Annotated in this window: 16 protein-coding genes and 1 tRNA gene; 8 read left to right on the top strand and 9 right to left on the bottom strand. The window is 49.9% G+C overall.

The window, feature by feature from the left end; all coding sequences use genetic code 11:
* Window positions 1–106: 106 nt before the first annotated feature.
* Window positions 107–640, bottom strand: a complete 534-nt coding sequence (locus ACO0K3_RS00635) for an FKBP-type peptidyl-prolyl cis-trans isomerase (RefSeq protein WP_422980969.1) — start codon at window positions 638–640, stop codon at window positions 107–109.
* Between the two features lie 162 nt (window positions 641–802).
* On the opposite strand from ACO0K3_RS00635, the gene pssA reads away from it, so the two are divergent.
* Entirely contained in the window at window positions 803–2,164 is a 1,362-nt protein-coding gene (gene pssA, locus ACO0K3_RS00630; protein ID WP_422980967.1) for a CDP-diacylglycerol--serine O-phosphatidyltransferase, read from the top strand.
* Window positions 2,164–2,697, top strand: coding sequence for a sugar O-acetyltransferase (locus ACO0K3_RS00625; RefSeq protein WP_422980965.1), 534 nt, complete (start codon window positions 2,164–2,166; stop codon window positions 2,695–2,697). Before pssA ends, ACO0K3_RS00625 begins: the two co-directional genes overlap by 1 nt.
* Before the next feature lie 406 nt (window positions 2,698–3,103).
* On the opposite strand, the gene ACO0K3_RS00620 is transcribed toward ACO0K3_RS00625, so the two are convergent.
* The 3 genes from ACO0K3_RS00620 to ACO0K3_RS00610 all read right to left on the bottom strand — a co-directional run bounded on the left by ACO0K3_RS00620 (window position 3,104) and on the right by ACO0K3_RS00610 (window position 5,412).
* The gene (locus ACO0K3_RS00620; protein WP_422980963.1) at window positions 3,104–4,384 is read right to left on the bottom strand and encodes a DEAD/DEAH box helicase; all 1,281 of its coding nucleotides are present in this window, start codon (window positions 4,382–4,384) and stop codon (window positions 3,104–3,106) included.
* A 160-nt stretch (window positions 4,385–4,544) separates the two neighbouring features.
* Complete coding sequence (locus ACO0K3_RS00615) at window positions 4,545–5,186, bottom strand: CatA-like O-acetyltransferase (RefSeq protein WP_422980961.1); 642 nt, start codon at window positions 5,184–5,186, stop codon at window positions 4,545–4,547.
* A gap of 1 nt (window position 5,187) precedes the next feature.
* The gene (locus ACO0K3_RS00610) at window positions 5,188–5,412 is read right to left on the bottom strand and encodes a hypothetical protein (RefSeq protein ID WP_422961133.1); all 225 of its coding nucleotides are present in this window, start codon (window positions 5,410–5,412) and stop codon (window positions 5,188–5,190) included.
* Between the two features lie 313 nt (window positions 5,413–5,725).
* Between ACO0K3_RS00610 and ACO0K3_RS00605 the strand changes: the two genes are divergently transcribed.
* The gene (locus tag ACO0K3_RS00605; RefSeq protein WP_422980959.1) at window positions 5,726–6,172 is read left to right on the top strand and encodes a hypothetical protein; all 447 of its coding nucleotides are present in this window, start codon (window positions 5,726–5,728) and stop codon (window positions 6,170–6,172) included.
* 175 nt (window positions 6,173–6,347) lie between these two features.
* Here ACO0K3_RS00605 and ACO0K3_RS00600 read toward each other — a convergent pair whose 3' ends face one another.
* From ACO0K3_RS00600 to ACO0K3_RS00590, 3 genes are all read right to left on the bottom strand, one after another.
* A complete protein-coding gene (locus ACO0K3_RS00600) occupies window positions 6,348–7,301 on the bottom strand; it encodes a chemotaxis protein (protein WP_422961162.1) in 954 nt (317 codons plus the stop codon).
* Window positions 7,302–7,405: 104 nt separating this feature from the next.
* Window positions 7,406–8,776: a nucleotide 5'-monophosphate nucleosidase PpnN gene (gene ppnN, locus ACO0K3_RS00595; protein ID WP_422980957.1), complete on the bottom strand. Its 1,371-nt coding sequence runs from the start codon at window positions 8,774–8,776 to the stop codon at window positions 7,406–7,408.
* Between the two features lie 74 nt (window positions 8,777–8,850).
* Complete coding sequence (locus tag ACO0K3_RS00590; RefSeq protein WP_422980955.1) at window positions 8,851–11,643, bottom strand: diguanylate cyclase domain-containing protein; 2,793 nt, start codon at window positions 11,641–11,643, stop codon at window positions 8,851–8,853.
* Between the two features lie 224 nt (window positions 11,644–11,867).
* Here ACO0K3_RS00590 and ACO0K3_RS00585 point away from each other — a divergent pair.
* The 3 genes from ACO0K3_RS00585 to dbpA all read left to right on the top strand — a co-directional run bounded on the left by ACO0K3_RS00585 (window position 11,868) and on the right by dbpA (window position 13,854).
* Window positions 11,868–11,944: transfer RNA gene (locus tag ACO0K3_RS00585), tRNA-Met, on the top strand.
* Window positions 11,945–12,065: 121 nt separating this feature from the next.
* Window positions 12,066–12,302: a hypothetical protein gene (locus tag ACO0K3_RS00580; protein ID WP_422980953.1), complete on the top strand. Its 237-nt coding sequence runs from the start codon at window positions 12,066–12,068 to the stop codon at window positions 12,300–12,302.
* Window positions 12,303–12,435: 133 nt separating this feature from the next.
* A complete protein-coding gene (dbpA, locus tag ACO0K3_RS00575) occupies window positions 12,436–13,854 on the top strand; it encodes an ATP-dependent RNA helicase DbpA (protein ID WP_422961138.1) in 1,419 nt (472 codons plus the stop codon).
* Between the two features lie 95 nt (window positions 13,855–13,949).
* On the opposite strand, the gene ACO0K3_RS00570 is transcribed toward dbpA, so the two are convergent.
* A complete protein-coding gene (locus ACO0K3_RS00570) occupies window positions 13,950–16,349 on the bottom strand; it encodes an EAL domain-containing protein (protein ID WP_422980951.1) in 2,400 nt (799 codons plus the stop codon).
* A gap of 565 nt (window positions 16,350–16,914) precedes the next feature.
* Here ACO0K3_RS00570 and ACO0K3_RS00565 point away from each other — a divergent pair.
* Together ACO0K3_RS00565 and ACO0K3_RS00560 are read left to right on the top strand one after the other, a co-directional pair.
* Complete coding sequence (locus ACO0K3_RS00565; protein WP_422980949.1) at window positions 16,915–18,984, top strand: C1 family peptidase; 2,070 nt, start codon at window positions 16,915–16,917, stop codon at window positions 18,982–18,984.
* Between the two features lie 2 nt (window positions 18,985–18,986).
* Window positions 18,987–19,316 (top strand): protease inhibitor I42 family protein, encoded by a 330-nt coding sequence (locus tag ACO0K3_RS00560; protein WP_422980947.1) that lies wholly within the window; start codon window positions 18,987–18,989, stop codon window positions 19,314–19,316.
* A 104-nt stretch (window positions 19,317–19,420) separates the two neighbouring features.
* On the opposite strand, the gene ACO0K3_RS00555 is transcribed toward ACO0K3_RS00560, so the two are convergent.
* Window positions 19,421–20,599: a hypothetical protein gene (locus tag ACO0K3_RS00555; protein ID WP_422980945.1), complete on the bottom strand. Its 1,179-nt coding sequence runs from the start codon at window positions 20,597–20,599 to the stop codon at window positions 19,421–19,423.
* Between the last annotated feature and the right edge of the window lie 20 nt (window positions 20,600–20,619).

The following is a 20,619-nucleotide window of genomic DNA, read 5'->3' as shown; positions in this document are numbered from 1 at the left end:
ATGCCTCTGAAAGCCGCATCCAGCCTGCGGATCGCAACAAATAAACCAATATCAGTCCACTACTCTGTATTTTATGCCCGATGTTGTTAGCCTCAGACCGTCCTGATTACTTCACGCTCAATAACTCAATATCAAAAATCAATGCCGCATTCGGCGGAATAGAGCCAGAGCCCGTTGTGCTGTAGCCTAGATAACTGGGGATGATCAGGGTACGTTTACCGCCGACTTTCATTCCCATGACGCCCATGTCCCAGCCCTTGATGACCTGGCGCGCGCCCAGCTGAAAAGGAAATACTTGTCCGGCGTCACGTGAGCTGTCAAATTTACTGCCACGCAAGCTGGGAGATTTCGGCTTATACAGCCAGCCAGTGTAATGAACCTCAACCAGCGAACCGTACACCGCTTCAGCACCACTGCCAATCTGGCTGTCGTGTTTGATCAATGCCGTTACCTGCTCCGGTGCGTCAGGCACAATGACCGGGCTATCGGCGGCATTGGTGGCGTTGGTGGCGTTGGTCGCATTGGTGGCGTTAGGTAGCGCATTGCGGAACTGCGCATAAGCGCTGCTACTCACACCGCTTGATAGAGAAGCGACCAGCAGGGCGAGTGCGACACCCGCTTTATTCAGACTACACTTCATGTGCTTTACCTTGTCATTAGAATGAAAATTACGATGGGCTAAATCATAATCCAAGATTATCCGGGATTTTCCATGGATGTGGCAAATTGGCAAGAAGTTGAACTCATTCTGACAAACTCCGGTGTTACCATCATGCCTTCCCTATTTTGTGTTTAACTTTACATGGCCTTGTTCAATTCACGTGATTCGCTGGATCAATTACCGCTGATACCTTTGAGAGCAAGTTCGGTCACTACCTTGCATAGCGCAGCGGCGTATAGAACAGAACTTCTTGAGCAGATTGCAGGAGCCAGACATCGCATTTATCTGTGCAGTCTTTATCTCCAGCATGATGAAGCCGGTGCAGAAATTCTGGCAGCATTGCATGCGGCAAAAGCCCTGCGTCCAGCGCTGGATATCCGCGTGCTGGTTGATTGGCACAGAGCGCAACGCGGCTTAATCGGCGAGGCAAGACTAGCGAATAAACAAGCAGGCAATGCGGGCTGGTATCAGGATCAAGCCTTGCTTCACTCCACTGACGTCCCGATCTACGGCGTTCCGGTGCAAACGCGCGAGCTGTTCGGCGTCCTGCATCTCAAGGGTTTTGTGATTGACGATGTCGTGATCTATAGCGGCGCGAGTTTGAATAATGTGTATCTGCATAAACTGGATAAATACCGCCATGACCGCTATCTGCTAATCCAGAATAAAATTCTTGCCGATAGCATGGTGCAGTTCATACGCGAGCATATTCTGGCCGCAGCGGCGGTACATAAGTTAGATACGCCGCAGATCCCCTCAACCCGCAGTATCCGGCGCGAAATTCACGAATTCAGGGAGCAACTAAAGCGCGCCCGCTACTCCGTAGCTTACACGCCCTCAAACACATCTTCTGTGCCGCAATTGACGGTAACGCCGCTGGTCGGAGTCGGAAAAAATAACCCGTTAAATCGGGTCATCTGCCAGTTGCTGGCAGCTAGCCGGGAACAAATTACGATTTGTACGCCCTACTTCAATTTCCCTCTCACCGTAACCCGTGAGATCAACCGTGCGCTAAAACGCGGCGTCAACATCGACATCATCGTCGGTGATAAAACGGCAAATGATTTCTACATTCCACCAGAGCAAAGCTTTAAAGTGATAGGCGCATTGCCCTATTTGTATGAAACCAATTTGCGCCGTTTCGCTAAGGCACATCAGGCCGAACTAGGCAAACAATTACATCTGCATTTATGGAAAGACGGTGACAACACCTACCACCTGAAAGGCATGTGGATTGACCAGCAAATCATGCTGGTCACCGGGAACAACCTGAATCCCCGCGCCTTCCGGCTCGATCTGGAAAACGCTTTATTGATACGGGATCCAGAGCAAGAATTAGCCTTGCAAAGACAAGAGGAATTACGCAGTATTTTTCAGCATACCAAGGCGATCGCTCATTACAGTGAGATAGAAAAAACGGTAGATTACCCTCCCGCCGTCCGGCGTCTGCTTGGCCGTCTGAGCCGGACCCGGATGGATAGACTGGCGTACCGCGTGCTGTGATGACAAAGACGTTAGAACCATTCAACCCGCGACTGCCATCGCATCTATCGGCGCGCAAACAGGCAAAACAGCTTTGCAGACAGATCAATGCCATTCCGGTGCAACAAATGAAGCAACGACAACCCTTGTTTCAGCAGCTATTTGGGGCGGTGTCGTCGGCCTTTATCGAACCAGATTTTTATTGTGATTACGGGAAAAATATCTTCCTCGGTGAGGATTTTTTTGCGAATCATCATTGTGTCATGCTGGACGCCGCCGCGATTCATATCGGCGCCCGCGTATTGCTCGGCCCTGCGGTGCATTTATATACCACCACACACCCCGTTAATGCCGCTGAACGTGCCGCTGGATTACAATTAGTTGCCTCGATTCATCTAGGAGACGATTGCTGGATAGGCGGCAATAGCGTCATCCTACCGGGAGTCCGTATCGGCGCACGATCAGTCATCGGCGCTGGCAGTGTCGTTACTCAGGATGTACCATCTGATGTCGTTGCGGCGGGTAACCCATGCCGGGTTATCCGTTCGCTGTAATAGTGTGGTTCTGAGTGAAGTCAGAATTACCACGATATAACTGCAATAAGGTAGTTGCAACGAAATAGCCGTAACGAAATAGCCGTAACGAGATAGCTGCAACGACCTAATGCGTTCAAACAGGATTCTCCAGGAATTCCCTGAATCGATCCCGCAATACTGGTGCGGCTTACTGGCCGAAATCAGTCTGCAAGCCGCACCAGTATTGCGGAAAGCATATCGGGAACTTATAAAAAAACTCCAAATTGAAGATCACATCGATAGCGCTCTGACGCAAAAACAAAATCGCTCAACGCAGGGCCGAGACACAGAGAAAAGGCTGGAGTAGTCGGAGCAAACGGCTCCAGAAAATATGGATGAAAAGAGTTTTAGAAGATCCCTATTGAAATACTCTCCCGAGGCTGAATTACTCAGATTTAGCGGCGAGAGCGCGCAACTTATCTTTCTTGCTCGGACGTTTTCCCTTGATACCCCCATTCGGATCACTGACGGCAACAACGACAGTGGCATCAGATGCCGCCACGCCGGATGCAGCGCCATCCAAGGTGGGCTCAAAACCAGGAATATACTCGCGTGCTACTTTGATTTTATGTCGTTGTTCTATCAAGCGAAAATGCGCTTCATTCGCACTGTCGGCACAGACAAAACTGATTGCAAGACCCGACTCTCCTGCCCTGCCGGTACGTCCGATACGGTGTGTGTAATCCTCACTGGAGCGCGGCAAATCATAGTTCACCACCACCGGGAGCTGACTGACATCGATACCGCGCGCCGCTACGTCGGTCGCAATCACCACCTTGAGCCGGGATGCTTTGAAATCGCTGAGCACCTGGCTACGCTTACCCTGACTTTGCTCGCCATGAAAGGCTTCGGCATTGATGTCCGCACGACGCAGTTTGGTCGAAATCAGATCGGCCGCATATTTGGTCGCGACAAAGACCAGCACACGCGGCCATTTTTCGCTGGTAATCAGGTGCCGCAATAACTGTGTACGCTGTTTGGCATCGACCACAATTGCGCGCTGCTGAATGTCGGGTGCAGTATCCGCTGTGGTTGCGATCTCGATCTGAACAGGATCGTGCAGCATAGTCTTTGCCAGCAAAGTAACTTGTGGAGAAAAAGTCGCGGAGAAAAACAAATTTTGTCTTTGTACAGGCAATAATGTTACTACCTGATGCAACTCGTCCGCGAAGCCTAATTCGAGCAGACGATCAGCTTCATCCAATACCAGCGTACGTGCCGCAGAAAGTTGCAGCGCATTATGCGACACCAGATCAAGCAAACGACCTGGCGTGGCAATCACGATATCGGCACCTCCGCGTAAATGCATCATCTGCGGATTAATCGATATACCGCCGAACAGTACTGCGAGTTTGACGGGCTGTGGCAGATGTTGCGCTAAGATGCGCAAAGTCTCACCGACTTGGGTTGCCAGCTCGCGGGTAGGCACCAGGATCAATATCTGGACGGCTCGGGTCTCACCACGCGGCTTGTTCACCAAGGTTTGCAACAAAGGTAGGCAAAAAGCTGCGGTCTTGCCAGATCCTGTCTGAGCCGACGCCAGCACATCGCGTCCCGCTAAAATGGCAGGAATCGCGGTTGTCTGAATAGGCGTGGGCTCGCGATAAGCGCGCTCTTGGGCTGCATTAACCAGTGCGGCAGATAAACCAAGTGAAGAAAATGACATAACAAGAGTACCAAAAAGAAGTAAGACAACACAGCACGCTGTGATTGATCGAGGTGAGAGTGAACTCAGAGTGTATTTCAATCGCAGCCCCATCAACAGTCGATGTCGGCGGCGATGCTAGCGGTCAGAATTAGCGAGAATTGGCTAGATTCGGCCAAATTCATTCTTCTGGCGGCTGCTCCATCAAGGATTCGAGTTTTTGCAAAAACAAATGAACATCGTAGGCATCCACTAAAGCATGATTAGCAAAAACAGCGACAGGCATCATAAGTTTACCGTCTTGTTCAAGATATTTTCCGACGGATATTTTGGGCACACTGTCTTTTTCCTTAAACTGCCTGGCGTGTGTAAGCCCAGTAAAACTGATCCAGGGAATTGCGGAAAAATGGATGACGTCATTGCGGGCCATTTCTGCATTAAAACCTAAGCCGCTAGTTTGCCGGGCACGAGTCATTGCCACCTCGGCACCCGAAACAAATGCTAAAAACGACGGCTCAAACGGAAAATCACAAAAAGCGAAGCTATGATCATCGCGCTGTACCGTTGCAGACGCATTGATCCTAGCGTAATCGACGACATTCCCGTCTTCAATCCGGTATCGCAAGGCATCCGTTTGATTGACGGCTTTTACTATCTGGTACAAATAAAACAGGAAGAATGATAATTGCCGCTCTTGACAATATTGCCGTGCCAAAGTGCAATCCACGTGAGCGACAATACCGTGAAAAGGTTCTTCAAATTGCGAAAAATAGGCAAAGTGCTCGCGCCGGTTCCAGGTAGCGAGATCCAGAACGGTCTTCATGCTATTTACGATAAATTTCCGGACGTGATTTATTCCTTTGTTCGAAGACTATTTTCGCGTCCTGCACTGCACGCTCCTGAGTACGCATCTCCGGATGATCATCGTGCAAGCTAAAATAGTCTGCGGCCTGAGCGCGCATCACATACTTAATCGCTGCCTGGTCGCTAAGATCATACATCTCGGTCATTAAGGTGGTGACTTCATCTAAATATTCTTCATAGGTCATGCTGGTTCCTTAGTCTGTTGGTGTGGGGGAAGAGCCTGACTTCGCTCTGTATCCTGTTTGTCACTTATGCAGGGTGCACAGTGTTAAATACATTCAGCACATTAAACACTGTAAGCGCATTAAGCGTGTTAAGCCTATAAAGGCTATAAATCGTTCGTGGTATTCATACTGCGTCACTAGGCACTGTGCGACCTCAAGTAACAAGTTTGTTTATTCATGGCTCATTTGGTAACAAGCTGTAATTCGGTCTGCACGACGATGCATTTCGTCCTAAACTTGCTATGCTTATAGTTATATTTTACTGAAGAGGTTAATGATGAACTGGACAAAATCCGTGCTTTGCTCGCTGGCATTACTTGCTGCAACAAGCAGCAACATCGCCTGGGCAGACCACCCTCACTTTTATCATGGTCCGCGCTGGGGTGTAGGACTTTATGTCAATCCATTTCCCATCGTCAGAAGTAGCTATTACTATGGCAGCCCTTACTATTATCCGACTACTTACCGCTATTATCCAGAAGTTGTTGTCGCACCGGTAGTAACGACCGTACCGCAGACTGTCTACATTGAGCAAAGCTACTCAGGTCCGGCGGTCACTAGCACGTCGTCTGGCACAACTACCTATGTCAGTCCCAGCGTACCGCAGCAAGGCAACGGCGACTGGTACTATTGCCATAATCCGGACGGATTTTACCCTGCAATAAAAAGCTGCCCCTCTGGCTGGCAACGGGTTCCGGCACAAGTCCCGGCAGATCGCTAGTCTCCTGAATATTGCTTGTCTATAAAATTGATGAATAATTGATGCAATAGATTGACGCAATAGATGGGCTCAGTTCTAAACATAAAGGGCGCTGACAGCGCCCTTTATGTTTTATATGTCAGAGAGCCGTAACGTCCAAAGTCATCCTGACTCTCTATGCTGAGAGGTCATTATTTCAGCGTAAGACTTCACGTATCGTCGCCGCCAATTCTTCTGCCACGAATTTTGCCACATAGGCATCCGCACCGACACTGCGGACGTGATCTTCGTTGGTTGATCCGGACAGAGATGAATGAATGACTACTGGCAAGGATTTAAATCTGTCATCCTGCTTGATATTACGGGTGAGAGTAAATCCATCCATTTCCGGCATTTCCAGATCGGTCAATACCATGGCGATCTTGTCATATACGGTCTTACCCTCAGCCTGCGCTGCAGCTGAAATTGCCTGCAATCGTTCCCAGGCTTCTTTGCCTGTTTTAGTCATAATGAATTGCAGACCCATGGCATTCAGCGCCTGCTCGACCAAACCGCGAGCGACAGCGGAATCGTCAGCAGCAAGAATCGCGGTACCCGGTTTGATAATGATTTTTGATCCTATCGTTTCAGGGTCCACATCCTTACCATCCTTAGGTGCAATCTGACGCAGGATTTGCTCGACATCAAGTACCTGCGCTAAACGGGTATCTTCGACATCGCCATCCAGTCGCGCAATGCTGGTGACCATGCCACCGCCTGCACTCGACTCCGCCGACAATACCTGGCTCCAGTCCAGACGGACAATTTCCTCGACCGATTCCACCGCAAAACCCTGAGTTGAACGAGCATACTCGGTGACAAGCATGATGTTCAGGCCAGTCTTAGGTTTGCAGCCGACTACGGATGGCAGGTCAATCACCGGAATGATTTGCCCTCGCAAATTGACGACGCCTAAGTTATGCGGCATCGCGCCAGCCACTGCTGTAATAACAGGCATGGCAACGATCTCGCGCACCTTGAACACATTAATACCGAATAATTCTGAACGGTCGCCAGTGGCGTCACCACCCAGACGAAACAAGAGCAGCTCGAATTTATTAGAACCAGTCAGGTTGGTGCGTTCATCAACTTCCTGTTGTACGCTACTGATACTCATGTCTGTCATCCTCAAAGGTTAGGGAGTCGATCATGTTTGCAGTCAGAGAGAAGTATTACTGCGTTGCCTCTGACTACATCAAATTGTGCTGCCAGCACTTATTTTATAACGCGGTAACACGGCGTGTACGCTTTACCGGGAAGTTTCATGCGATTTTGCGCAACAAATGAGTTTAACAGGGCATCCATCGATTCCATAAGTGCAACATCTCCTCTGATTTCGAAGTGTCCGTGCTTTTCGATCGCACGAATTCCCTGATCTTTGACGTTCCCCGCCACAACGCCGGAAAAGGCTCTGCGTAAGTTAGCTGCCAGTAGATGATTTTTTTGATTTTTATGCAATTCCAGATTACGCATATTATCGTGCGTAGGATCAAAAGGCTTCTGGAACTCGGTATCGATCTTCAGCAGCCAGTTGAAATAATACGCATCACCTCTGGTTTTTCTGAATTCTCTGACTTTTTTAATTCCCGCCTGCACTTCCTGCGCGACCAACGCCGGATCATTCACGATGATCTGATACTTAGCTTGCGCTTCTGCACCAAGAGTATCACCGATAAACTGATCAATCTGACGGAAATAATCCTTGGCACTTTCCGGTCCGGTAAAAATTAGCGGGAAAGGCAAATCCGCATTCTCTGGATGCAACAAAATACCTAAGATATACAAAATCTCTTCAGCAGTGCCTGCCCCGCCGGGAAATACTACGATAGCATGTCCGACACGGACAAAAGCCTCAAGACGTTTTTCGATATCGGGCAAAATAATCAAATCATTGACAATCGGATTCGGCGCCTCGGCGGCAATGATGCCTGGCTCGGTAATTCCCAGATAACGTCCACCGAGTATGCGCTGTTTTGCATGACCGATGGTTGCGCCTTTCATCGGGCCTTTCATCGCACCGGGACCGCAACCTGTGCAAATATCCAGTGCGCGCAAACCCATCTGGTAACCGACCTCTTTGGTGTAATCATATTCGACACCGGAGATTGAGTGTCCGCCCCAGCACACGACCATGTTCGGATTGGTCTGTGGACGTAATACATTGGCGTTACGCAAAATATGGAAAACAGCGTCGCTGATGCCTTCCGTAGTATCGAGGTCAAACTTCGGACTGTCTTCTATCTCGCCATGAATGAACAAGATATCGCGCAACACGGTGAACAGGTGTTCCTGTATACCTTTGATCATTACACCGTCAACAAAAGCACTGGCCGGAGCACCCTTCACGTCAAGCTTGATACCGCGTTCACGCTGCACAATGCTGATATCAAAGCTCTGGTAACGCTCCAGCAACTCCTTACCGTCGTCCAGACCGCTGCCGCAATTTAATACCGCCAACGAACAACGGCGAAACAGTTGATACAAGCCGCTGTGGCTGGTATCGAGTAGTTTTTGTACCTCGGCCTTAGATAAAATTTCAAGGCGACCATCTGGTGAAATTTGGGTGTCAATGACAGGGTATTCCATGAAATACATGCTTTCTTTAATTTTATTTTTACACCCGGGAGATGACCTGCTGCCATGCAGAGGCAAGCACTACGTCAGTCTTCGGGTTTCTTCGCCATCGCGCTCAACACGGATTCTTGTAATTTATTCGTGGATAAACGTAACTCTTTATTTAGTATCGCCGTTTGCGCATCGGCTTTCAAGGTGCACAGCAGCAGCTCCGGCCAGGCATGCTCTTCCGCATGCAAACCAACCCAGCCATTTCTCCCCGAATGCTTGGCCGAATACAAGGCGATATCGGCGATATCAATGACGTCCTGCCAGTCGATCGCTCGTGGATAGGCTTTAACAAAGGGGAAACACGCAAACCCGATGGAACAGGTTTGCCCTATAAATAAATCGCCCTCCAGCTGGAAAGGAATTTCAGCAACAATATTCCTGACCCGCTCAGCCAGCTCTTCGGCTCGGTCTCTGGAGGTGCCACGTGCCACAATCAAAAACTCTTCGCCACCCCAGCGTATCAGGTAATCCGAATCACGAAATACTTGCTGTAACCGTTGGCGGATCTGCACCAGAATCGCGTCTCCCGCAGCGTGGCCGTACTTGTCGTTGACTTGCTTAAAATGATCCAGATCGACCAGAAACATCAGTAAATCCGTATCCTTAGGCCCCGGTGTCTCGTCAGCAGTTAATGAAGATTGCGGCTGAGACTGCGATGAGGATTGTGATGATGCCTGATAACTACGGACGCTTAACGCGACGTCTGCTTCGATATTCTGCGACAAGAAGCGGCGATTCTTTAAACCCGTTAACGGATCCGTGAGGCTAGCTTCTTCCAATTCTTTTAGCACTTGTTTGAGCTGAATCTGCGTTTTTTGCAGATCGTGATGCGCATGCGCATTGTCCAGAGCAATTGCACCGTAGGCGCACAGGCTGCGGAAGATAAGGCGCTGACGCTCGGCATAGGCGGACTGATTAAGCGACTGTATCAACATAACGCCTAATACTCGGTCTCCGACTACCAGAGGCCCAAACAAGGCAGTACGGATTTTGGATGCATGCGTCCCATTATCCCCCGCGCTGACGCCATCCATCTCAAACAAAAGCTCCTGTCCTTCTGTCACACAACGTGCTGCATGCCGTGTATTTTTATCAGGAACCAAGGTCTGAATCGCCTGAACCTCACCATTTTCAACCTTGTGATAAAGATTCAGACCGATGCCGTCACTGGCAAGCAACCAGATCGACAAGTCTGTCGCATCCAGTAAGGCTTCGAGATGGCGATGCAAGGTTTTACAAACGCTATCGAGATTTAAATCTGCAGTGATTTCCTGGCCGATTTTGCTCAACAAATCTAGGGTCTGTGTCGTTTCTATCAAGGTCGCAGCCAATTGCTGATGATGCAAAGCCTCTGCACGGGCACACTCAGTTTCGTAACGCACCTGCATCAGAGTTGCCCAGTTGCTTGCTTGCTTGGTGCGTTCACGGCGATCTGCCGCAATGGCCTGTTTTGCATAATCAAAGGCTCGCTGTCCGTCTCCCGCCTCAGACCATGCCTCTGCCAGGGACAAAAGTAATTTCGAGGGAGCCATCCAGCCTTGCAAAGAGGCACCAAAACTCAGCGCCTCCTCTAGATAATGCAATATGATATTTGGCGCTGTCATCGGAGACGGATAAGGCAAAACATGCAACCCATGTATTTCCGCCATCGCTTCGCTAATGTCGACGCCCAGCGCATTAAATGCGGGCTCGATAATCAGTTGCTGCGCCTCGGCGATTGCAGCCAGAGCGAGTTCTGGCTGATGCGACGCAGATAAAGCGCGGGCATAACAGATTAAATGTTCTGCCAGATTATTTCTGGAACCTGCCTCACGATACAAACGAATTGCTGATGCAAAATAACGTGCGGCCTCCTCGGCATCGCCTTGCAGCAATAGGGTATTGGCTAATTCCGCCTGCGCAATCGCTTTATGGATGCCACTCTTGTTCGCATCCAGACTTTCCAATGCCTCTTGCAACACAATCCGACTTTGGTCGAGCTGTCCCAGATGGCGCAATAACTCGCCGAGACGCATCAGACTAAAACCGATCAGCGCAGGCCAGCCAGTTTGCCGTGCACGCGACACTGCCCAGTCATAACTGGCGGCAGCCTCGTCAAAATCACCCAGCTTCTGCAAACATACACCTGCATTGGATGCCGCCATAATTGCCAGCCGCACCAGACCTGCCTGTTTGGCAAATTCACTGGCCTGCGAATACATGACTGCTGAACGGGTTAATTCAGGAGAAAACAGCATTTCACCTTGCGCCGCCGAAATTAATGCGGCAAGAGCTGGATGACGCGGCTCCGGACTAAGGGCAATCAGCTCTTGCAACTGATGATTGGCATTGTCGGCATCCGAGTAAGCGCTCAAATATATTGCCCATGCATGTGCCAGACGGTGACGCAATACGTCGCCACTCATTTGAAAGCGATTAACGGCATGGCGGGCGGCTGCGCCTGCACGCTCCATTTGTCCCTGCTCCAATGCGAGTACAGACTCGGTCAAGGCAGTATCGCCTTCACCAATCAAATCGCTCATAGCAAGAAACACGGTCCTCGCGTTATGCAGTAACTCTTCTGCCTGCTCAAACTCACGAAATAATGCCGCGATTTCAGCGCGGATAATTGCCATGCGAGCGCGGACAACTCTGCGCTGGTCAGGCATGAGTGGACTATTACGTAATAAATTATCGACCTCATTCACCAAAGACAACGCACGGCTACTATCCCGCTGTCGCAAATACCAGGCGAGAAGCACCAGCTGACCGATGCGTGAGGCACCAGTCAGGGTCGTCAGTTCCGTCTCCAGCCGATTCACTTCCTGATCAAGGGCGTATAAATACATGAAAATAGTTGAAATAAGTCGGGCTATCAAAGCTAGCTATTATGCATGCATTTGATGAAGCTTTTATGTTGAGCATACATGACTATGATGAAAAACAAATGAATCTAGATGAAGTCGATGCACTTTGCTTGACGTCAAAAATACGCAGAGACAGTCTGATATAAAATAAATTCAGTAATAGATTGTGCCGCACGCCGTGCCAAGGTACAATTCGCTCCCTCAGACGCGGGGTGGAGCAGTCTGGCAGCTCGTCGGGCTCATAACCCGAAGGTCGTAGGTTCAAATCCTGCCCCCGCAACCAATTTTCGTGCGTCCGCACATTTTCCAAGCTTATTTTTGTATATGCCGATGATTGTTCTCGGCGTATGGCTATTTTATTTTCGCATTCTAAAAGTGTAACCCCTGAGAAACACGAATATGCGATGAGAGATACCAAAGATACTGCGACATTAGAACTGCCGGGATTTCATCATAATCTGGCGGCGGAGTTGGACCATACGAAACAAGCCGGTAATAAGCTGGTCAAACGCAAGGCTAAAATGCCAAAGCAGGTACAACTTGATTTGCTTCACGCACTATCCCCTGTCGATCACAGCGGACTGCCGGCATGGCAACATGATGAAAATAAGGATCTGAGTGGTTTACCTATCTGGCGCTGAGCCAGCTTACACGCAGAACCACCGGTCGATGATCCTGCGATGAATGTTAGACTGCGCGTATCCGGTCAATTCTGCTAATTTGCCGATCCTGCTGACGCTGCCAAATCCACCGATATAAGTTCAATCAAGCCCTATGCCAAATCAAACCGAACATCAGACTGCACACCAGACTGCATTTAACAGCCTGCCCTTGTCAGACGCTCTGCTCTCCAATCTGGATAGTCTTGGCTATAAGGAGATGACGCCTATTCAGGCAGCCAGTCTGCCGATTATTTTAGAACAGCGTGACTTGATCGCTCAGGCCAAAACTGGTAGCGGCAAAACAGCAGCATTCAGCTTAGGCATTCTGGCGAAATTAAATCCTACCTATTTCGCAATTCAGGGCCTGGTGATCTGCCCTACCCGCGAACTGGCGGATCAGGTATCCAATGAACTGCGCCGTCTGGCCCGCTCTATTGAGAATGTCAAGGTACTAACCCTGTGCGGTGGCACAGCCATGCGACCGCAAATTGCCTCACTTGAACATGGAGCCCACATCGTCGTCGGCACACCGGGCCGCTTGCTGGATCACATCGGACGCGGCAGTATTAATCTGAACACGGTGCAGACATTAGTTCTGGATGAAGCAGACCGTATGGTCGACATGGGGTTTTATGAAGACATCTATGGCATCGTCGCAGCATGTTCACCACGTCGTCAGACTTTGTTGTTCTCGGCAACCTATCCGGACGATATTCGCAAAGCCAGTGAGCAGTTTTTACGCGATCCTGCCGAGGTAAAAGTTGAGTCGCAGCACAACGATAACCATATCGAGCAATTATTTTATCTGGTGACGCCAGAAGAACGTAACGCAGCGGTTGCCCGTTTACTCAACCATTATCAACCGGCATCCACCATTGCTTTTTGTAATACCAAAATCCATTGCAAGGAACTGACCGACGAGTTGCAGGCGCAAGGAATTAGCGCGCTGGCGCTGCATGGCGACCTGGAGCAAAGAGATCGTGATGAGGTATTAGTGCGCTTTGCCAACCAAAGTTGCTCTGTCCTGGTCGCGACCGATGTTGCTGCACGCGGCCTGGATATACAAACTCTCGGCGCAGTCATTAATGTAGACGTATCCAAAGATACCGAAGTTCATATCCACCGTATTGGCCGGACTGGCCGCGCAGGAGAAAAAGGCTTGGCACTTAGCCTGGCAACGCCTGGCGAAAAAAAATGGGTAAAACTGATCGAAGAATATCAGGGCGAGGCCGTGCGGTGGCACGAACTCAGCGAACTCGATAACAATCCGGACGCCCCAAGAAGTGCATTACAAGCACCGATGGTCAGCATCTGCATCATGGGCGGAAAAAAAGATAAGCTACGGCCAGGCGACTTGCTTGGTGCATTGACTGCTGACATTGGCTTACGCAAAGAGCAGGTGGGCAAAATCAATGTATTCGAATTTATGACCTACGTTGCACTGGATCGTCATATTGCGGAAAAAGCCTTAGAAAAGCTGAGTCGCAGCAATATCAAAGGCCGACAATTTAGAATGCGTGCAATTTATTAAACAATCAATAAGCAGAGAACTTACATGATCAACATCGAATGATGAACGGCATTATCAATTGCCGTTTCATCATCAGCTACTGACGCTTATAGGCATCATAATTCCTCCCCCTGCAAGGCCCAGGCTACGGCTGGCTTATATGAGTTTGCCCATCCATCTACGGCATCTGCCGGCATAGGCCGCGCGATGCCATAACCCTGAGCAAAGTCGCAGCCTAACTCCATTAAAGCGACGCCATGTTCCGGGCTCTCAACACCTTCGGCAATTACTTCGCGCCTGAATGCATCGGCTAGACCAATCACTGCACTGATCAGAGCCAGGTTCTCCTGGTCACCTAGCATATTCCTCACAAAACTCTGATCGATTTTCAGAATATTTGCTGGCAGACGCTTCAGGTACGCCAATGACGAATAACCCGTCCCAAAATCATCTAAAGCAAAGCGGACGCCCAGTTGCTGGCATGCGATCATCACTTCGCGTACGTGCTGCATGTCCTGAATCGCCGCCGATTCCAGAATCTCGATCTCTAATGAAGAGGGAGAAACTTCAGGATATTGCGCCAGAATCGCGGTCAGGCTACTCAAAAAATCTGCACACTGAAAATGTCTAGCAGCGATATTCACGCTGACTACCCAATCTTTATGTGCTACCGACCATTTCAGCAATTGCGCCATTGCCTGCTGCAAGACCCATTCACCGATAGAAATAATTAAATCAGTATGCTCGACCATGGGTAGAAACTGTAAGGGCCCGACAATTCCCTGATCAGGATGCTGCCAGCGCAACAGCGCTTCCATTCCGATAATCTGCCCTTTGCGCATATTCACCTTGGGCTGAAAATACAAACGGAACTCACCATCCAATAAAGCACTACGGATCCTGGTCCTTTGGTTGTGATGAGTGCGGACTTGCTGATCTTGTTGCGCGTCAAATAGGTGAAATTGATTCCGCCCGCTCAGCTTTGCCTGATACATGGCCTGATCGGCACAGCGCAATAAAGTATCGGGATTGATATCGTCACGCGGATAAGTCGCTACGCCCACACTACTGGTCAAGGCGATCTGTTTTTGCTCGCATTGATAAGGACGTGATAATTCCTCCAGTAAGGGCGTAAGACGGTGATTCAGATCTATCGCCTCTTTTTGAATCTGCATCAAAACGACAAATTCATCGCCGCCCAGATGAGCCACATAATTACCGGCACCGACAAAAATTTCTAAGCGCCTGGCAACCTGTTGCAGCAATTTATCCGCGATCTCCGGCCCATACTGTTCGTTGATCAATTGAAAATGATCGATGTCCAACAAACACACCGCGAGCCAGTGCTGACGTACATTTGCCTGCATGATGGCAAGCTTCAGACGTTCAGAAAACAGACTGCGGTTCTCTAGTCCAGTCAATTTATCGTGACCGGCCTGCCAGGATATCTGCTGCATCAGCAAGCGTTTTTCGCTGACATCACGAAACACCAGAACACAACCGATAACGGTTCCGTCGTCTCTTTTGATCGGTGCAGCGGTGCAATCAACCTCATGGTACAAACCGCTACGGTCAATCAACGTCTGATTACTGAATTGCAACGCATCAACCCCGACACCCAGTTGCACCAGGAATTCATGCATTTTTTCTTGCGCATCAAGATCCAGAAGAATAAATACCTCCTGCATCGGTACAGACACGGCATCATCGCGCTGCCAGCCTGTGAGCTGGTCTGCCGCCTTATTCATGGTTAAAATGCGTCCGTCCAAATCGGTACTGATCACCGCCTCACCGATTGATGCGAGCGTCGTCTCTACTCGTTCTTTTTCACTTGCAAGCTCATGCCGGCTCAGCTGCAGCGAACGAAATAATTTCTGCACTTCCTCCGTCATGCTATTGAACGTGTTTGCCAATGCACGGGATTCCACGCTGCCGGCAACTTTCATGCGGACGGCATGTTCGCCTTGCTTGAACCGGACTGTCGCTGCAGCTAATTCCGCCAGAGTTTTGGCATTAGCCCTCAGTATCAGAGTTAATAGAAAGAAAATGGCGAAAATGATCGCGACAGAGACTTTTGCCTGTGTACGCACTTTGTACCAGATAGTGTTTATCGCCGTTGCTGGCGAGGTATAAATCTCCAGTGTTGCCTCAATCCCCTGCGCGGAATCCAATTGCTGGACAAAAGAGGATTCTGTTAGCTGGAGAAGCGCGACAAACCATTGCGGTGCCGCAATCAGACGGTTCTGGCTATGAATGTGAACAGGTGAACCTCTCAAGTAGTGCCAGCGGATGTCGCTAATTTGATCGCTGGTTTGAATTTCATGAGCGATCAGTTCTTGTATTTGGGTACTTTGCTGTGTTGCAGAGAGTTCTTTCAAGGTCGGTATCAAAAAATGGGCGACCTGACGCATCTCAGCGGCAGAACGCTGACGAGCGTCAATCACCTCCGTATCGATCAGGAGGTAGTAGCGGAATCCGCCGACGACCAAAATTAATAAAGCCAACGGTACGTACAAACGGATATAAACGCCTGTTTGCAACCAGACGTAAAAAAATCTTTGTATTCTGTGCACGAGATCAGTAAATATCAGGATGTGGATAGCAAAGCAACATGACCCGACCGGTAGGTCTGAATGCCATTACACGTGCCGAATTTTAACCTGAAGCCGAAAAAATTCCCTCGGAGAAATTTTATTCTTGAGAAAAATAATGCTAAGCGTTGTAATCGCCCCATTCTCTTTCATGAATTCTGCCAACTCATAGTATTAGCCTCACTCCGTCCTGAAATTACTCCTGCCTGAAACCTCCATAGTTCGCGCCTGCATCCCTATCCTGCGTCGCTTACAAAATAAGTGAAAAATAGTTTCATTTTTCCTTCACTTGAAGGATGAAACTTCTGTTCAAGGCTTTCATTATCGGAGGGTCGTTTTGGTCAGACCTGTCATTCGTCGATGACATGAACGGTGGAGTTAGACAGTCTGCCAAAACGCCCGCTCAATAACGCACAGCAAAGCATCAATTTGCCAGCGCCATTGGCTTCAGACCCAATAACTCAACCATCTAATTTGGAAGGTAATGAAAATGGCACTCGATACCACTCTACTAAAACAAGCGATCACGCAAGCCGGACATCAGTGGCGGGTACGCACAGTCCCTGCCGGCGAGCGCCCTCGCGGCCTCGGCTGGGAACCGTCAGACGCAGGCAAAATACAACGAGCTTCACTGGTTGCAGAATCATTGATGCGCCAGCGCTTTCCAACGCAGTTCGCCAGATATTTTTCAACGAATCTTTCAACCAATATAGCTAGCACAGCAGCATCGTCTGCGGCCACTGCAACTCCTGCAAATGCCGTCAGTAACGCTCCATCGGCAGGAGCGCCTCCAGCCTCTTTCGACTGGCGTGACCGTGGCGTGATCGGTCCGGTCACGGATCAGGCTTATTGCGGCTCTTGCGTATCTTTTGCTACGGCAGGCATGACGGCGGCCATGGCAGCGATTGAGCGCGGCGCGATGAATGTAAATTTATCTGAGGCGGATCAGCATTTTGCATCCTCACATGGTCCTAATTGCGGCGGCTGGAATAATGACGCCGCCTTGGGCCAGATCAAGGCTCGCGGTATTGCTACCGAATCGACGTTTCCTTATATGTCGGCATTCGATAATCCGCCACAACTTGCTAATCCTGCTGATCCGAACAGCCTTTGGGCCGCGCATAACCGCGCCGAGATGGATCGTGCTTTTCGCACCTACAGCATTAGTGACTACAGTGCCTGGACTGGTGATTCACGCAAAGCGTATCTTTCCAGCGTCGGCCCCATGGTTTGCGGTTTCGCTGTCTATGAGGATTTCGACAGCTATGGCGGCGGTGTTTATCACCATGTCAGCGGCAAGTTCCGTGGCGGCCATGCCGTGATGGTGATTGGTTATTCCGATGTTGACCAGTGCTGGATATGCCGCAATTCATGGGGAACCGGGTTCGGCGGCCCTGCGGATCCTGACGGTACAGGTGCTGGCTTCTTTAAGATAGGTTACGGTCAATGCAATATCGACAGCGAACCATTTTATGGCTGCCATGGGATCATCATGCCTGCGACTACTTCCATGGTGACAGGTGTCTCACGAAATCTAAACAAACTCGATGTATTCACTCCGGGCACGAACCGCGGGACTTATACCGCGGCGATGGAAGGAGCTGAAACTAGTTTCCGCGGCTGGTGGCAGGTACAGGGTGGCGTCGTGGCACCAGGTACTTTTATGCATGCAGTCTCTCGCAGTCCAGACAAGTTAGACTTATTTTGTGTCGGGACAGATCACGGCACCTATACCGCAGCATGGCAACCAGGCGATACTTCTTGGCGTGGCTGGTGGCGTATTCAAGGCGGCGTTGCCGCACCAGGCACCTCAATCCATGCGGTGTCACGCAGTGCAGACCATTTGGATATATTTTGTGTCGGCACCGACGGTCATGTGTATACAGCCGCATGGCAACCAGGTGACACCTCATGGCGTGGCTGGTGGAAAATCGGCGATCTTAAAGTCGCACCTAACACCTCCGTCTTCGCGGTATCGCGCAGCAAAGACAAGTTAGACATTTTTGCTGTTGGTGCCGATATGGGAATTTACACCGCGGCATGGGAACCTGGCTTTACCTCGTGGCATGGCTGGTGGCGTGTGCAAGGCGGGGTCGCTGCACCGAACAGTTCGGTCTATGCGGTATCACGCAGTCCCGATAAGCTCGATATTTTCTGTGTGGGCAGTGATCGTGGCATCTATACTGCCGCATGGGAGCCAGGTTTTACTTCATGGCACGGCTGGTGGAGGATACAAGGTGGCGTTGCGGCACCAAATACCTCCGTGTTCGGGGTATCACGCAGCGCTAATAAACTCGATATTTTTGCTGTGGGCACTGATCACGGTATTTATACCGCAGCATGGGAGCCCGGCTTTACCTCGTGGCACGGCTGGTGGCGTGTTGCCAGCGGTACCGCCGCCGCCGATACCTCCGTTTTTGCGGTATCGAAAGCACCGGATCAGCTGGATATTTTTGCGATTGGCACTGATCACAATGTGATTAATTCACACTGGCAACCGGGTTTAACTAGCTGGAAACCGTGGATGCCCGTTGCAGGTGGTATCGCAGAAGGAGGCTAAACATGTGCGCATGGGCAATGGCTAGTGAGAATCATACCGTCGAGGGAATGGAAGGCAACGACATTGCCCTGCCTCTTGGCACAAGCGGCGCAACCGGGTTCCGTTGGGATGTCGATCTGCCGTCCGGACTCCGGCTCGTTGACAAATCGTCAGTCAATACAGGCAAGGAAGCAGAACACGCAACGCAGGCCGGTAGCGGGCCTGTGCAGCAGTTAAGCGTCACCGGAGTGGCGGGAGTGTATCAAGTGAGCGCAAAATTGATACGTCCCTGGGATAAAGCCAATCCGATACGGCATGCACTCATACAGCTGACAATAAGGCCCATCTCATAGAATCGGTTGTGAAACAGGTTTGCAGCAAATCATCAAAAAGGGATCCGTGCAAATGGCTCCCTTTTTTCATTACCGATAAGCTCGTCATCACAACGACAAAATAGCTAATGAACAGATCTATTGGGAACGACAGGATCCGCTTGCCGTATCGGGGGTGCTGCGCCAAGTAGCAAAATTAACTCTTGCTGACGTGTTGTGCCCGTCTTGGCATACACCGAGGAAAGTTGGCTGCGTATGGTCGAAATTTTCAGACCTAGCATATCCGCCATCTCGGCCGGTGTATGGTTATCAAATAACAGCGGCAAAATTCTCGATTCAGCTTTACTCAGTTTAAAACTGCGCACCATAAAATCAATGGCAGCCCCCGGTTGCTTGCGCGGATCGACCAGCATCAACATAACGGCACATCTCGCTATTTTACGTTTATCCACTACGCGCCCCGGATACGCCACAGGTAAGGCGAAGGCGAGCAAGCGCTGGGTTTTGCCAGATAAATTTAACGGCCCTCCCTTACCCCTTGTTGTTGCATGCACCAGATGATCGAGCTGACTGCCAATCTGCATGACATGCGGCAAAGGTAAAAAATACTGACTAAATTCAGGGTCGGCAATAATCTCTTTCGCGACAGTATTCACACTCAGCATACGACCGGTTGCATCAAAAAATAGTACGCCAAAATCAAGGCCGTTAAGACTACGCTGGAATACCAATAATTGCGCCTGGCTACTACGCCATTGCCAGTGCAATTTAAAGGCACGGTGAAGATGCGGCGTAAGTTGTTTGAGTTTTTTTACATCAGCATCAGAGAAATCAACGCAATCAGGTGCACGCATAAAGCAAAAGCTTGCCGGCGGCGATTGCAGGCTATCAGCAGAACCATGATCACTGATCGTACTTAACAATAAATGCTCGGCCGGGATACGCAATAAAAAATCTTTATAAAACAAAGTTTGCTTCAGTTCACGAACCGTCAACAAGTCACTACCGCGTGCTACTTTGCTCTGTTGAAAATTGAGATTTTTTTGCGCTGCTTTTGCCCAAGGATCATATCGCCACCAGTAATCGGTATAGGCCTTGGCGACAGGGTCAGATAATTGACTCGATACAAAAAAACTGTGGGCACATTGACGCCGGTCAGATAGTTTTAACATTGCAGACGAGGCATCGAAATAAGCCGACAAAGTCCGCAATACATCAGCCCAGTGCAATTCTCCGCTGACCGCACTGTATAGCGCGTTTAAGACAACATCCTCGCTGGGACGCTGGGTGCAAGTGTCTTGCATGACTCACCTCAATCATGATA

The sequence above is a fragment of the Undibacterium sp. Rencai35W genome (genome assembly GCF_049340185.1).
Classification (GTDB): Bacteria; Pseudomonadota; Gammaproteobacteria; order Burkholderiales; family Burkholderiaceae_D; genus Undibacterium.
The sequence above is the reverse complement of the archived record's forward strand: the minus strand, read 5'-3'. Positions and strand labels throughout refer to the sequence as shown.

Coding starts and splice junctions, on each gene's coding strand:
- ACO0K3_RS00635 (WP_422980969.1), bottom strand. CDS start 640: ATGAAGTGTAGTCTGAATAAAGCGGGTGTCGCACTCGCCCTGCTGGTC.
- ACO0K3_RS00615 (WP_422980961.1), bottom strand. CDS start 5,186: ATGAAGACCGTTCTGGATCTCGCTACCTGGAACCGGCGCGAGCACTTT.
- ACO0K3_RS00565 (WP_422980949.1), top strand. CDS start 16,915: ATGGCACTCGATACCACTCTACTAAAACAAGCGATCACGCAAGCCGGA.
- dbpA (WP_422961138.1), top strand. CDS start 12,436: ATGCCAAATCAAACCGAACATCAGACTGCACACCAGACTGCATTTAAC.
- pssA (WP_422980967.1), top strand. CDS start 803: ATGGCCTTGTTCAATTCACGTGATTCGCTGGATCAATTACCGCTGATA.
- ACO0K3_RS00555 (WP_422980945.1), bottom strand. CDS start 20,599: ATGCAAGACACTTGCACCCAGCGTCCCAGCGAGGATGTTGTCTTAAAC.
- ACO0K3_RS00590 (WP_422980955.1), bottom strand. CDS start 11,643: ATGTATTTATACGCCCTTGATCAGGAAGTGAATCGGCTGGAGACGGAA.
- ACO0K3_RS00610 (WP_422961133.1), bottom strand. CDS start 5,412: ATGACCTATGAAGAATATTTAGATGAAGTCACCACCTTAATGACCGAG.
- ACO0K3_RS00560 (WP_422980947.1), top strand. CDS start 18,987: ATGTGCGCATGGGCAATGGCTAGTGAGAATCATACCGTCGAGGGAATG.
- ACO0K3_RS00605 (WP_422980959.1), top strand. CDS start 5,726: ATGATGAACTGGACAAAATCCGTGCTTTGCTCGCTGGCATTACTTGCT.
- ACO0K3_RS00625 (WP_422980965.1), top strand. CDS start 2,164: ATGACAAAGACGTTAGAACCATTCAACCCGCGACTGCCATCGCATCTA.
- ACO0K3_RS00580 (WP_422980953.1), top strand. CDS start 12,066: ATGAGAGATACCAAAGATACTGCGACATTAGAACTGCCGGGATTTCAT.
- ppnN (WP_422980957.1), bottom strand. CDS start 8,776: ATGGAATACCCTGTCATTGACACCCAAATTTCACCAGATGGTCGCCTT.
- ACO0K3_RS00620 (WP_422980963.1), bottom strand. CDS start 4,384: ATGTCATTTTCTTCACTTGGTTTATCTGCCGCACTGGTTAATGCAGCC.